General features: G+C 70.8%; 12 protein-coding genes and 1 pseudogene. 8 read left to right on the plus strand and 5 right to left on the minus strand.

Translation table 11 applies throughout. The features are described from left to right. Positions 1-4: 4 nt before the first annotated feature. From OG741_RS08050 to OG741_RS08075, 6 genes are all read left to right on the plus strand, one after another. The gene (locus OG741_RS08050) at positions 5-1,474 is read left to right on the plus strand and encodes a hypothetical protein (RefSeq protein WP_405596141.1); all 1,470 of its coding nucleotides are present in this window, start codon (positions 5-7) and stop codon (positions 1,472-1,474) included. A gap of 43 nt (positions 1,475-1,517) precedes the next feature. Then, entirely contained in the window at positions 1,518-2,102 is a 585-nt protein-coding gene (locus OG741_RS08055) for a pyridoxamine 5'-phosphate oxidase family protein (protein WP_266478467.1), read from the plus strand. A gap of 55 nt (positions 2,103-2,157) precedes the next feature. Beyond that, the gene (locus OG741_RS08060) at positions 2,158-2,895 is read left to right on the plus strand and encodes a L,D-transpeptidase (RefSeq protein WP_405596142.1); all 738 of its coding nucleotides are present in this window, start codon (positions 2,158-2,160) and stop codon (positions 2,893-2,895) included. A 147-nt stretch (positions 2,896-3,042) separates the two neighbouring features. Next, entirely contained in the window at positions 3,043-4,374 is a 1,332-nt protein-coding gene (locus tag OG741_RS08065) for a ferric reductase-like transmembrane domain-containing protein (RefSeq protein ID WP_405596143.1), read from the plus strand. 38 nt (positions 4,375-4,412) lie between these two features. Next, positions 4,413-5,255 (plus strand): FMN-binding protein, encoded by an 843-nt coding sequence (locus OG741_RS08070; protein ID WP_405596144.1) that lies wholly within the window; start codon positions 4,413-4,415, stop codon positions 5,253-5,255. Continuing rightward, positions 5,255-6,031 (plus strand): FAD:protein FMN transferase, encoded by a 777-nt coding sequence (locus OG741_RS08075; RefSeq protein WP_405596145.1) that lies wholly within the window; start codon positions 5,255-5,257, stop codon positions 6,029-6,031. The genes OG741_RS08070 and OG741_RS08075 overlap by 1 nt, the downstream gene beginning before the upstream one ends. 25 nt (positions 6,032-6,056) lie before the next feature. Here OG741_RS08075 and OG741_RS08080 read toward each other — a convergent pair whose 3' ends face one another. Genes OG741_RS08080 through argC form a run of 5 tightly spaced genes read right to left on the minus strand, consistent with a single transcriptional unit; the run spans position 6,057 to position 10,890 of the window. Then, on the minus strand, positions 6,057-6,593 hold the full coding sequence (locus tag OG741_RS08080; RefSeq protein WP_324982540.1) for an arginine repressor: 537 nt from the start codon (positions 6,591-6,593) through the stop codon (positions 6,057-6,059). 7 nt (positions 6,594-6,600) lie between these two features. Next, positions 6,601-7,797 carry an acetylornithine transaminase gene (locus tag OG741_RS08085; protein WP_405596146.1) on the minus strand — a complete coding sequence of 399 codons (1,197 nt, stop codon included), beginning with the start codon at positions 7,795-7,797 and terminating at the stop codon, positions 6,601-6,603. Further along, the gene (gene argB / locus OG741_RS08090; RefSeq protein ID WP_405596147.1) at positions 7,794-8,699 is read right to left on the minus strand and encodes an acetylglutamate kinase; all 906 of its coding nucleotides are present in this window, start codon (positions 8,697-8,699) and stop codon (positions 7,794-7,796) included. The genes OG741_RS08085 and argB overlap by 4 nt, the downstream gene beginning before the upstream one ends. Next, positions 8,696-9,865: a bifunctional glutamate N-acetyltransferase/amino-acid acetyltransferase ArgJ gene (gene argJ, locus OG741_RS08095; protein WP_405596148.1), complete on the minus strand. Its 1,170-nt coding sequence runs from the start codon at positions 9,863-9,865 to the stop codon at positions 8,696-8,698. The genes argB and argJ overlap by 4 nt, the downstream gene beginning before the upstream one ends. Further along, complete coding sequence (argC, locus tag OG741_RS08100) at positions 9,862-10,890, minus strand: N-acetyl-gamma-glutamyl-phosphate reductase (protein ID WP_405596149.1); 1,029 nt, start codon at positions 10,888-10,890, stop codon at positions 9,862-9,864. The genes argJ and argC overlap by 4 nt, the downstream gene beginning before the upstream one ends. A 185-nt stretch (positions 10,891-11,075) precedes the next feature. Here argC and OG741_RS08105 point away from each other — a divergent pair. Further along, positions 11,076-11,186: pseudogene (locus OG741_RS08105) on the plus strand (ATP-binding protein); the annotation flags it as partial. Between the two features lie 343 nt (positions 11,187-11,529). Beyond that, a complete protein-coding gene (locus OG741_RS08110; protein WP_405605450.1) occupies positions 11,530-12,780 on the plus strand; it encodes an MFS transporter in 1,251 nt (416 codons plus the stop codon). Positions 12,781-12,796: the final 16 nt, after the last annotated feature.

The following is a 12,796-nucleotide window of genomic DNA, read 5'->3' on the forward strand; positions in this document are numbered from 1 at the left end:
GGCAGTGACGACGGACCTTCGGACCAGGTACGCGTGGGCTGGCAGACTCCTGGACGGCGAGTCGCCCCATACGGTCATCGACACGGCCGACGCCTCGGCCTGGACGGCCCTCGATGTGGGCATACGCGAGCGGGCGCGGTTCGGGCCGGCCGTCCTTCCGTCCCGCGCCCGCATCGAGGGCCGCCGGATCGCATGGGACCCGATCGAGGGCCTCCAGCTGAAGCTCCGGGCGCGCGCTCCGCTCAGCGAGAGCGAGCTCGCTCTCGCGCTGTGCCATGTCGACGGCCGGATCCGGGAGGCCGTGATCGAGCGGGCCGCGGACTTCCCCGGGCTGCTGCCGCTGATCGTGATCCGCTGCGCGGACTGGGCCGCGCCGGTGCGCGAGCGGGCCCGGCCGCTGCTGGCGAGCGCGCTGCCCGACGTCGGCGGGCCGGACCTGGTCGCCCTTGCCGCCCTGGTGCTCCGCGTCGCCACGCGCGGCCACGGCACCTTCGCCCGAGACCTGCTGGACCGGACTCTGCGGGAGGGGCCGCGGGAGAATGTCGAAGCGCTGCTCGCCGGCGGGGATCGCACCACGCGCCGGTTCGCTCATCGCCTGGCGGTCCAGGAGCGGCTGCTCTCCCCGGCGAGCCTGGCCCGTACCGCCGCCGGTGACGGCGACGTCGTCATCCAGGTTCTCTGCGCCGAGGCGGCACTCGCCGCCGTACGCGAGGGCGCGTGCGACGAGGTACTGGGCCCGCTGCTCTTGTCCCGACAGCCGCGGGTGCGCTCGGCGGGTGTCACCGCGCTGCGCCGGGCGGGGCGTCCGGCGCAGGCCGAACCCTTTCTCGTCGACCGCTCCGGACTCGTCCGCGCCTGCGCGCGCTGGGTGCTGAGGCAGCACGGCACCGATCCGCTGCCGCTCTACCGGGAGCTGTGCGCCGACCCGTCCGACCCGAAACTGCCGCCCGCGGCGCCGCTGGGGCTGGCCGAGTCCGGAACGCGCACGGACGCGGCGCTGCTGGTGCCGCTGCTCCCCCACCCGTCCGGGCCGGTCCGCGCCGCCGCGGTCGCCGGTCTGCGTCTGCTCGACCGGGCCGACACCGAGCTGCTGCTGCCGCTGCTGGACGACCCCTCGCCGTCCGTGGCCCGGGAGGCGGCCGCCGCCCTCCTCCCGTCCGCGGAACAGCTGCCCGAGGCGTGGCTGACGCGGCGGATGGCCGCGGACCGCCCCGCCCACACCAGGAAGGCCGCCTTCCGGCTGCTGCGCGCACAGGGCGGCGTCACCCAACTCCGGGCGGCAGTGCATCTGCTGACGGACGAGAACCCCAGGCTTCGGGCACTGGCCGGGCAGACCATCCAGCTCTGGACGGTGCCGCCGGCCGATGTCCCGCTCGGCGACGCCGAGGTGGCTGCGCTGCTCGACCGCTGCACCCATCTGTTCAGCGAATACGTCCTGAGCCGACTGCGCCGGCAGTTGGGTATCTCCCCGTGAAAACGGACCCGGCGACCGGACCCGGTCGCCGATAATCCGTGGCATGGGAAAGCTCTACGAACGGATAGACGGCCGACTGCGCACCTTCATCGAGGAACAGCCCCTCTTCTTCACGGCGACCGCGCCGCTGTCCGGCGACGGGACGGTCAACCTGTCCCCCAAGGGTCTGACGGGCTCCTTCGCCGTCATCGACGACCGGACCGTGGCCTACCTCGACTTCGCCGGGAGCCACAACGAGACCATCGCCCACCTCCGCGAGAACGGCCGCATCACCCTCATGTGGTGCGCCTTCCAGGGGCCGCCGAACATCGTGCGGGTGCACGGCCACGGCGAGCCCGTCTTCCGGGACGATCCGCGCTGGAAGGAGCTGCTGGCGCACTTCCCGGACATCGACACCACCCCGCACGGGCTGCGCGCCATCATCGTCGTACGGGCCGAAGTCGTCCGGGACAGCTGCGGATTCGCGGTGCCGTACATGACGTACGACGGGGACCGTGAGACGCACGGCCGGCGGTTCTCGCGCGAGGACGACGCGTCGCTCAGTGCGTACTTCGAGAAGAAGCCGGACATCGCCAGCAGCATGGACGGGCTTCCGGGGCTCCCCCTGCCGCTGCCGCCGACACCCTGAGCCGTACGGACCAACGGCGATGCCGCCGGGGCCGGGAGGGCATACGGTCGCCCCTATGCGCAAGGCTTCTCTCCTCGGTCCTGTTCTGTTCGTCGTCTCCTTCGTGGTCGCTTTCGTGCTGTCCGCATCGGCGGGCGCCGCGCCGGTTCACGCGCCTGTCCGCGCGCCGCTGCCCGCGCGGATGGCCGACACCGGCGGCGGGTCCCAGCTGATCACCGCCGAGGCCGCGCGGCCCGGCTCCACCACGGGCACGGTGACCTGGTGGGACCGCCGCGGTGACGGCCGGTGGGTGGTCGCGGGATCGGCCGTGGCGCGGTTCGGCGCGAAGGGACTGGTCGAGGGCGCCCTCCGCAAGCAGGGCACCAGCACCACGCCGACCGGGCTGTACCGGCTGCCGTACGCCTTCGGGATCGAGGCGGCGCCCGCCGGGACCGCGTACACCTATCGCCGCGTGACGAAGGCGTCCTGGTGGTGCCAGGACACCGCGTCCCGCGCGTACAACCGCTGGGTGGAGTCACTGCCCGCGGACTGCCGGGCCGCCGAGTCCGAGCATCTGACTGCCTACCGCCCGCAGTACGCCCACGCGATGGTCATCGGCTTCAACTACGACCGTCCGGTGCGCGGCCGCGGCGCCGGGATCTTTCTGCACGTCAACGGGCGCGGCGCGACGGCCGGTTGTGTCTCGGTGCCGGAGGCTGCCATGAGCCGGATCCTGGCCTGGGCCGACCAGCACCGCAACCCGCACATCGCCATCGGCACCGCTTCCGGACGCACGGCCCTCACGCGCTACTGACCGGGGCGGCCGAGCCACAGATTGCACAAGCGCCCCTCGAGTTGAACTCCACGCGCCTCGTACGCGTATTCCCGTACGCGAAAGTGGTACAGGCGAGGAGCAGCCGTGGTGATGTTGCAGACCGGTCGGGCCGCAAGGCGTCAGACCATGCGTGCGATCCGCCCGCGGCGCGACCCGGCGGTGGCGCTGCTGGCCGTCACCTGGGCAGGGGCGGTGGCCGTCCTTTCCCTGTGGTGGCAGAACACGGCGGTGGTGCACATGACCACCGCCGAGTGGCTGATCGGTGCCGGCAGGATCACCGGCCTGCTGGGCGGATACGTGATCGCGCTGGTGGTCCTGCTGATGGCACGCGTTCCGGCTCTGGAGCGGCGGGTGGGTTCCGACCGGGTGACCCGCTGGCACGCGATGAGCGGACGCTACGCGATCAGTCTGATCGTCGCGCATGTCGTGCTGACCCTCTGGGGGTACGCCGTTCAGGCCCGTACCGGCCTCGTGGAGCAGACGGTAACCGTCGTCGTCGACTTCCCCGAAATGATCAAGGCGGCGATCGGCACCGGGCTCCTGCTGCTCATCGGCTTCGTCTCGGCCGGGGCAGTCCGTCGGCGGATGGCGTACGAGACCTGGTACTACCTGCACCTTCTCACCTATGTCGCGGTGTATCTGACCTTCTGGCACCAGCTGGCGACGGGTGCCGAGTTCGTGGCGAACCCGACCGTGCGCACCGTCTGGTACGTGCTGTACGGGGCGGTCGGCGCGCTGCTGGTCTGGTACCGCGTCCTGGCGCCCGTGCGGCTCAATCTCTGGCACCGGATGCGGGTCGAGTCGACCGTGGAAGAGGCACCCGGTGTGGTCTCCGTGCTGATCACCGGGCGGCGGCTGCACCGGCTCGGCGCCGAGGCGGGTCAGTTCTTCCGCTGGCGGTTCCTCACCAAGGGGCTGCGCTGGAGCGCCAATCCGTACTCGCTCTCCGCGGCGCCCCGCCCCACTCTGATGCGTATCACCGTCAAGGCGGTCGGCAAGCACAGCACGGCCCTGTCCCGGCTGGAGCCGGGGACGCGGATCTGGGCAGAAGGCCCGTACGGAGCCATGACCGCCGGCCGACGGAGCCGCAACAAGGTGCTGCTGATCGCGGGCGGCGCCGGAATCACCCCGCTGCGGGCACTGTTCGAGACGCTGCCCGGCGGCCCGGGCGACCTGACGCTGCTCTACCGGGCCAGCAAGAAGCAGGACCTGGCGCTCTGGAGCGAGCTCCAGCAGATCGCTGAGCGCCGGGACGCACAGCTGATGTACGCGGTGAACGGTCCGGACGGAGCCCGGCCCGAGATCACCTCCGAGCGGCTGAAGGAAGTGCTGCCCGACATCGACGAGCACGACGTCTATCTCTGCGGGCCGCCCGGCCTCGCAGAGGAGTCGTACCAGGCACTGCGCGCAGCGGGAGTGCCGTCCCGCCGGATCCACCACGAGTCCTTCGAGATGTGAGGCCGTCCTTGAAGAGGAAACATCCACTTCGCCGGATCATGATCGGCGCCGCCGCCACGGCGTCCGCTGTCGTGCTTCTGCTCGCGCTGAAGCAGCCTGGCACCAGCGTGGCGGAGGCGTCGTCGCAGGCCGGCTCGCAGGTGCCGCCCGCCGGCTCGGCGTCCGCCGGAAACGGAGCCGGCGCGGGAGCGACGGTGCTCGGTGACAGCGCCGGCACACAGTACGGCGACGTCCAGGTCCAGCTCACCCTCAGCGGCGGCAGAATCACCGGGGCCCAGGCGGTGAAGGCGCCCAGCGCCGAGGCCAAGAGCCGACAGATCGCCGCCGACGCAATCCCCCGGCTCAACCAGGCCGTGCTGAGGGCGCAGAGCGCACAGATCGACGCCGTCTCAGGGGCCAGCTACACCAGCGAGGGCTACATCAAGTCCCTGCAGAGCGCGCTCGACAAGGCGGGGGCGGTGGGCTCCGGTGCCGAGACCGCCGGTTCCGGCTCGGGTTCCGACGCGGGATCGGGTTCGGGTTCCGGTGAAGCCGCCGGCTCGGGCTCGGGTTCCGGCTCGAACCCGGGCTCGGGTTCCGGCTCCGGCTCCGGTGGCGCCGCGGCGGCGAAGACCGTCCTCGGGAACGTGGCCGACACCCAGTACGGCCCGGTGCAGGTCCGGATCACGGTCACCGGCGGCAAGGTCACCGCGGCCGACGCCGTCAAGACACCCGACTCCGACGCCAACAGCCGGCGGATCGCCGCCACCGCAGTCCCCCAGCTCAACCAGGCAGCACTCACGGCGCAGAGCGCACAGATCGACGCCGTCTCCGGGGCCAGCTACACCAGCGAGGGCTACATCAAGTCCCTGCAGAGCGCGCTCGACAAGGCCGGTCTGTGATGCCCGACGGCCGGGAGCGTCTGCGCCATGTCGAGCACTCCATGGGCACGGTCTTCTCGTTCGACATCCGTATCGCCGACGCCGGCGCCTCTCCCAGGGTGCGCGCCGGACTCGCCGCCGCCGTGGCCGGGCTGCACCGTGTGGACGAGACCTTCTCGACGTACCGTCCCGGCAGCCAGCTCAGCCGGCTCGCCCGCGGCGAACTCTCGCTCGGGGACTGCGTGACCGAGGTCGCCGAAGTACTCGATCTGTGCGCCGCGGCCGAGCGGGAGAGCGAAGGCTGGTTCACCGCCCGCTACGCCGGAGAGCTGGATCCGACCGGCCTGGTCAAGGGCTGGGCCGTGGAGTGCGCGGTCCGCATGCTCGCCTCCTCCGGTGCGGATGCGGTCTGCCTGAACGGAGGCGGCGACATCCAGCTGTACGGCGGCCCCTGGCGGGTGGGCGTCAGCGACCCGCTGCACCCGGGCGGGCTCCTCACGGTGATCGAGGCCGACGAGGGCCTCGCCGTCGCCACCTCGGGTCCGGCCGAGCGCGGCTGTCACATCCTCGACCCGCACACCGGTCGGCCACCCGCCGAGGCCCTGGCGTCGATGACCGTCGTCTGCCCGGGGCTGACCCACGCGGACGCCCGCGCGACCGCCGCGTACGCCATGGGCGGGCGGGCCCGGGACTGGCTGGAGGAGCTGCCCGACACCGAGGGCTTTGCGGTCAATGCCGACGGCAGCACCTGGCGGACCAGCGGATTCGCCCGCCACACGGCGAAGTTGACTGTCTGACGACCGGACCCGCCGGCGCCTGGCCTCAGCGGTCGTTCTGAGCCAGGCGCAGCAGATGGTCGGCCAGCGCCTGGCCGCCCGCCGGGTCCCGGCTGATGAGCATCAGCGTGTCGTCGCCCGCGATGGTGCCGAGGATGTCGTGCAGTTCGGCCTGGTCGATGGCCGAGGCAAGGAACTGCGCGGCGCCCGGCGGCGTACGCAGGACCACGAGGTTGGCGGAGGCCTCCGCGGAGATGAGGAGTTCCGCGGAAAGGCGCCGCATCCGCTCCTCCTTCGCCGACTCACCGAGCGGCGCCTGCGGGGTGCGGAAGCCGCCCTCGCTGGGCACCGCGTAGATCAGCTCGCCGCCGGTGTTGCGGATCTTCACCGCGCCCAGCTCGTCGAGGTCCCGGGAGAGCGTCGCCTGGGTGACGCTCAGTCCGTTGTCCGCGAGGAGCTTGGCCAGCTGGCTCTGCGAGCGCACCGGCTGCCGGTTGAGGATGTCCACGATCCGGCGGTGGCGGGCCATGCGGGTCTGGGGTACGGCGGGCCCGCCGTGCTCGGTGTCCTGCGCCTCGGTCATCGTCGTCTCATTCTCCGGCTCGTCCATCCCCGTTGGCTGCGTCGAGAACGCCCGGCAGGGCCCGGAGGAATCCGTCCACGTCCGCCTCGCCGATGATCAGTGGAGGCATCAGCCGTACGACATCGGGGGCGGGGGCGTTCACCAGGAAGCCGGCGCTCTGAGCCGCCTGCTGCACCTGGGGCGCGAGGGGCTCGGTGAGCACGATACCCAGCAACAGGCCCGCGCCACGGACATGTGAGACCAGCGGATGGCCCAGGGATTCGATTCCGTCCCTGATCTTCTCGCCGAGTCGCTTGACCTCGTCGAGGATTCCGCCGGCCGCGAGCGTGTCGAGTACGGCGAGGCCGGCGGCGCAGGCGACCGGGTTGCCGCCGAAGGTGGTGCCGTGCTGCCCCGGCTTCAGCAGCTCGGCCGCCTCGCCGAACGCGATCGTCGCGCCGAGGGGGAGCCCGCCGCCGAGCCCCTTTGCGAGCGTGACGAGATCGGGCTCGATGCCCTGGTGGGCCTGGTGCTCGAACCAGTGGCCGGTCCGCCCGATGCCCGTCTGGACCTCGTCGAGCACGAGAAGCGTGCCGGTCGCCCGGGTGATCTGCCGGGCGGCCTCCAGATAGCCCTTGGGCGGGACGACCACGCCGTTCTCGCCCTGGATCGGCTCGATGATCACGAGCGCGGTCTCCTCGGTGACCTGGGCCCGCAGCGCCTCGGCATCCCCGTACGGCACGTGGCTGACATCTCCCGGCAGCGGCAGGAACGGCTCCTGCTTGCCCGGCTGTCCGGTGAGCGCGAGGGCGCCCATCGTGCGGCCGTGGAAGCCGCCGGCGGTGGCGACCATGTGCCGGCGGCCCGTGAGCCGGCCGATCTTGAAGACGGCTTCGTTGGCCTCCGCGCCGGAGTTGCAGAAGAAAACGCGTCCGGGGCGCCCGAAGAGCTGGATCAGCCGCTCGGCGAGCGCGAGGGGCGGCTCGGCGACATACAGGTTGGAGACATGACCCAGGGAGGCGATCTGGCGGGAGACGGCCTCGACGACGGCGGGATGGGCATGGCCGAGCGCGTTGACGGCGATACCGCCGACGAAGTCGGTGTACCGCACGCCGTCCGCGTCCCAGACGGTGGCGCCCTCGCCGCGGACGAGCGACAGCTTGGGCGTGCCGTAGTTGTCGGCCATCACGCCCTGCCACCGCCGCGTGAACTCCTGGTTGCTCATGATTCCCCCAGTCCGTCGGGCAGGACCATCGTGCCGATGCCCTCGTCGGTGAAGATCTCCAGCAGGATCGAGTGCGGTACGCGGCCGTCGATCACGCGGGCGGTGTTCACCCCGTTGCGTACGGCGAACAGGCAGCCCTCCATCTTGGGGACCATGCCGCTGGAGAGGTCCGGCAGCAGCTTCTCCAGCTCGCTCGCGGTGAGCCTGCTGATCACCTCGTCGCTCTGCGGCCAGTCCTCGTACAGGCCCTCGACATCGGTGAGAACCATCAGCGTCTCGGCACCCAGCGCCGCGGCCAGGGCGGCAGCGGCGGTGTCGGCGTTGACGTTGTAGACGTGGTGGTCGTCGGCGGAGCGCGCGATGGAGGAGATGACCGGAATGCGTCCGTCGTCGAGGAGCGCCTGGATGGCGCCCGTGTCGATCTCGGTGATCTCGCCGACCCGGCCGATGTCGACGAGCTCTCCGTCGATCTGCGGCTGGTGCTTGGTCGCGGTCATGGTGTGGGCGTCCTCGCCTGTCATGCCGACGGCGAGCGGCCCGTGCTGGTTGAGCAGCCCGACGAGCTCGCGCTGGACCTGCCCGGCGAGCACCATCCGTACGACGTCCATGGCTTCGGGCGTGGTGACCCGAAGGCCCGCCTTGAACTCGCTGACCAGGCCGTGCCGGTCCAGCTGCGCGTTGATCTGCGGGCCGCCGCCGTGCACGACGACCGGCTTGAGCCCGGCCTGGCGCAGGAAGACGACGTCCTGGGCGAAGGCGGCCTTGAGATCCTCGTCGATCATGGCGTTGCCGCCGAACTTGATGACGACGGTCCTGCCGTTGTGCCGGGTCAGCCAGGGCAGCGCCTCGATGAGGATCTGGGCCTTCGGCAGTGCGGTGTGCTTGCGCGTGGCGTTCGTCATGAGCTGTACGCGCTGTTCTCGTGGACGTAGTCCGCGGTGAGGTCGTTGGCCCAGATGACCGCGGACTCGGACCCGGCGGCGAGGTCGGCGGTGATCTTCACCTCGCGGTAGCGCATGTCGACGAGGTCGCGGTCCTCGCCGACGCTGCCGTTCTTGCAGACCCACACGTCGTTGATGGCGACATTGAGCCGGTCCGGCTCGAACGCGGCCTTCGTGGTGCCGATGGCCGACAGGACCCGGCCCCAGTTGGGGTCCTCACCGTGGATGGCGCACTTGAGGAGGTTGTTACGGGCAATCGAGCGGCCCACCTCGACGGCGTCGTCCTCGGTCGCGGCGTTGACGACCTCGATACGGATGTCCTTGCTGGCGCCCTCGGCGTCACCGATGAGCTGACGGGCAAGGTCGTCGCAGACGCTCTTCACGGCCTCGGCGAAGTCCTCGTACCGGGGCGTGATCCCGCTCGCTCCGGACGCCAGCAGCAGCACGGTGTCATTGGTGGACATGCAGCCGTCGGAGTCGATCCGGTCGAAGGTCAGGCGGGTCGACTCGCGCAGGGCCTTGTCGAGGGTCGCGGCTTCGAGGTCGGCGTCGGTGGTCAGGACGACGAGCATGGTGGCGAGCCCTGGGGCGAGCATGCCAGCGCCCTTGGCCATTCCGCCGACGGTCCAGCCGTCCTTGGAGGCCACGGACGTTTTGTGGACGGTGTCGGTGGTCTTGATGGCGATGGCGGCCTTCTCGCCCCCGTGCTCGCTCAGCTCGGCCGCGGCTTTGTCGATGCCCGGCAGCAGCTTGTCCATGGGCAGCAGCAGGCCGATGAGGCCGGTGGAGGCGACGGCGACCTCTCCGGCGGGGACCTCGGAGGCACCGTGGCCCTCGAGAGCCTCGGCGACCTTTTCGGCGGTGGCGTGGGTGTCCTGGAAGCCCTTGGGGCCCGTACAGGCGTTGGCGCCGCCGGAGTTGAGGACGACGGCACTGACCTCGCCGCCGCGCAGGACCTGCTCGGACCACAGGACCGGAGCGGCCTTGACGCGGTTGGAGGTGAAGACGCCCGCGGCGGCGCGGCGCGGACCGTTGTTGACCACGAGAGCCAGGTCCGGACCGCCGTTCTCCTTGATCCCGGCGGCGATACCGGCCGCCGTGAATCCCTTTGCTGCCGTGACGCTCACGGTGCCACTCCGATCGTGGAAAGTCCTGTGTCCTCGGGGAGCCCGAGGGCGATGTTCATGCTCTGCACCGCGCCGCCGGCGGTGCCCTTGGTGAGGTTGTCGATGGCGCTGATCGCGATGATGCGGTCCGCGGCCCCGTCGTACGCGACCTGGACCTGAACGGCGTTGGAACCGTAGACGGACGCGGTCGACGGCCACTGCCCCTCGGGGAGCAGGTGGACGAACGGCTCGTCCGCGTACGCCTTCTCGTACGCGGTCCGCACATCGGCCGCGGTCGTGCCCGGCCTGGCCTTCGCACTGCATGTGGCGAGGATGCCGCGGGGCATCGGCGCGAGGGTCGGCGTGAAGGAGACGGTGACCCGCTCCCCCGCCGCGGCGCTGAGGTTCTGGATCATCTCGGGCGTGTGACGGTGGCCGCCGCCGACGCCGTACGGGGTCATGGACCCCATCACCTCGGAGCCGAGCAGATGCGGCTTGGGCGTCTTGCCCGCGCCGGAGGTGCCGGACGCCGCGGTGATCACGGCCTCGGGCTCGGCGAGGGAGGCGACGTACGCGGGGACGAGCGCGAGCAGCACGGCGGTCGGGAAGCAGCCGGGCACCGCGATGCGCTTGGACCCCTCCAGCGCGGCACGGGCACCCGGCAGTTCGGGCAGGCCGTAGGGCCAGGTCCCGGCATGCGGGGAGCCGTAGAACGCCTCCCAGTCGGCGGCGTCCTTGAGCCGGAAGTCGGCACCCATGTCGATGACGAGCACATCGCCGCCGAGCTGCTCGGCGACGGCGGCGGACTGCCCGTGCGGGAGGGCGAGAAAGACGACGTCGTGCCCGGCGAGCACCTCGGGGGTGGTCGGTTCGAGCACCCGGTCGGCGAGCGGCAGCAGATGCCGCTGCAGGCCACCGAGCTTCTGGCCTGCGTTGGAATTGCCGGTGAGGGCGCCGATCTCGGTCCCGGGGTGGGCCAGGAGCAGTCGGAGCAGTTCCCCGCCCGCGTATCCGCTCGCTCCTGCGACTGCTGCTCGTACTGCCATCGAACCCTCCATCGGTGATGGCATGACTATACGCAGCTCTGCACTTTTATGCAATCGTGCCGAGGGTGGGCGCAAGGGCGCAGTGTGACTGAGCAGCCGATCTGGTCCTTCAGCACCCCTGAGAAACGCCGAAGCCGTACCGGGTTTCTGCTGTGCCCGTACCCGCGGCCGCACAGAGCTAGCGTTGGGCCGAGGCGGCCCGTACGTGGCTGCACGGCGAGGCCGAGGTCGTCGACACCACGCACCTCACGCCCGACCAGACCGCACGGCAGATCGCAGAGGCCGTCAAGAGTTGAGGTCCGCACGCCACGCAGACTCAACCAGGGGCCCAGCTCAGCCCCTTAATCGCCTTTCGTGCCCTGCCGACTGAGGCCTAGTGTTCGCGCAGCGAGTGACTCACGAGGAGCGAAGACATGGTCGGTCGTCCGAGCACGCGTTGACGTTTGAGGCCGTGAGCGGCCTGTCATCGCGTGCTGCCGTTGATTCGCGGCACAGCGAGCCTTCCTTTCCCGCTGCCTGAAATGGTCGGTGCACCTGTCGTGCGCCGGTAGGCGGGGCTCGCCTTCGGTCGTCCGAGGGGTCCCTGTGCCGTCCTCTTCCTCCGCTGTACCCGATTCCGGTCGACCTGTTCCGTCGAGCATGTGGCGGGACGGCGACTTCCGCAGGCTCTGGGTCGGGCAGACGGCCTCCCAGCTGGGCGAACATGCAAGTCTGGTGGTTCTGCCGCTCTTCGCTGTCCTGACGCTCAACGCCGGTGCCGGCCAGTTGGGCGCCCTGCGCGCGGTGGGGCAGGCGCCGATCCTGCTGCTGTCGCTCTTCGTCGGCGCGTGGGTGGACAGGTGGCGGACCCGTACGGTGATGGTGCTGGCGGACGCCGGTCGGGCCGTGGCACTGGGCGCGGCCACCGTGGCGGGCCTCCTCGGTGGGCTAGGCCTGCCGGCGCTGCTTGTGGTTGCCTTCGCTGTCGGGGCTCTGTCCGTGTTCTTCGACGTGGCATACCAGGCGTCTTTGGTACGGCTGGTGAAACGCGATCAGTTAGTGCGGGGCAACAGCGCGCTCGAGGGCAGTCGGTCCGCTGCGCAGATCGGCGGTCCCGCCCTCGGCGGTGCGTTGGTGTCTGTGCTGTCGGCGCCGATCGCTGCCGCCTCCAGCGCGCTGTTTTTCGCGCTGTCGTTCCTGTCGATCCGACGGATCGGTCGCCGCGAATCCATCCCGGAACGCTCGGAACGTCCTCCTCGGGTCTGGCGGCGGATCCACGAGGGCCTCCGCTTTGTCGCCGGCGACACCTCGCTGCGGACTGTGTGCCTCGCATCAGCCGCCTTCCAGTTCTTCTTCGCGGCCGTGATGACCGTCTATCTGTTGCTCCTGCCACGGGACCTGAACCTGTCGGGCAGCGTCGTTGGGCTGGCACTCGCGGCCACTGGGCCGGGCGCGCTCCTGGGCTCGCTGCTGGCCGCCCGCTTACCGAGCCGCTTCGGATATGGCGCTGTTCTCGTGTCCGCGGCAGCACTCGGCGACTGCGTGTTCCTGTTTGTGCCTGCACTGCACGGCTCCTCTGTGGTGACGGTTCCCGCGCTCCTTACGGTCAACTTCGTCTTCGGGACCTTCAGCCAGCTCGTGAATGTCACGCTCATGGCCGTCCGGCAGACCGTCACTCCGGACGGGATGCAAGGCCGCGCGGCCGCGACGATCAACTTTGTCGGCATGGGGCTGACCCCGCTCGGCTCGTTGCTCGGCGGCTTTCTCGCGGAAGTGTGGGGGACGCGCACAAGCCTCCTGGTAACAGCCGCAGGCATGCTGCTGTCGCCGGCGCTGATGTCCTTTTCCCCACTTGCCCGTCTGGGACGGACGCTTCCCGCCCCGCCGGAGACTCCGGTCCCGTCTGCGTGAGGGCTTCTCGGTGACC

Source organism: Streptomyces sp. NBC_01410 (assembly GCF_045040195.1).
Classification (GTDB): Bacteria; Actinomycetota; Actinomycetes; order Streptomycetales; family Streptomycetaceae; genus Streptomyces.

What these genes read in the sequence shown, in the direction of transcription:
- OG741_RS08055 (WP_266478467.1), top strand. Translation starts at nt 1,518, where the DNA reads ATGGGAAAGCTCTACGAACGGATAGACGGCCGACTGCGCACCTTCATC.
- OG741_RS08060 (WP_405596142.1), top strand. Translation starts at nt 2,158, where the DNA reads ATGCGCAAGGCTTCTCTCCTCGGTCCTGTTCTGTTCGTCGTCTCCTTC.
- OG741_RS08065 (WP_405596143.1), top strand. Translation starts at nt 3,043, where the DNA reads ATGCGTGCGATCCGCCCGCGGCGCGACCCGGCGGTGGCGCTGCTGGCC.
- OG741_RS08070 (WP_405596144.1), top strand. Translation starts at nt 4,413, where the DNA reads ATGATCGGCGCCGCCGCCACGGCGTCCGCTGTCGTGCTTCTGCTCGCG.
- OG741_RS08075 (WP_405596145.1), top strand. Translation starts at nt 5,255, where the DNA reads ATGCCCGACGGCCGGGAGCGTCTGCGCCATGTCGAGCACTCCATGGGC.
- OG741_RS08080 (WP_324982540.1), bottom strand. Translation starts at nt 6,593, where the DNA reads ATGACCGAGGCGCAGGACACCGAGCACGGCGGGCCCGCCGTACCCCAG.
- OG741_RS08085 (WP_405596146.1), bottom strand. Translation starts at nt 7,797, where the DNA reads ATGAGCAACCAGGAGTTCACGCGGCGGTGGCAGGGCGTGATGGCCGAC.
- argB (WP_405596147.1), bottom strand. Translation starts at nt 8,699, where the DNA reads ATGACGAACGCCACGCGCAAGCACACCGCACTGCCGAAGGCCCAGATC.
- argC (WP_405596149.1), bottom strand. Translation starts at nt 10,890, where the DNA reads ATGGCAGTACGAGCAGCAGTCGCAGGAGCGAGCGGATACGCGGGCGGG.
- OG741_RS08110 (WP_405605450.1), top strand. Translation starts at nt 11,530, where the DNA reads ATGTGGCGGGACGGCGACTTCCGCAGGCTCTGGGTCGGGCAGACGGCC.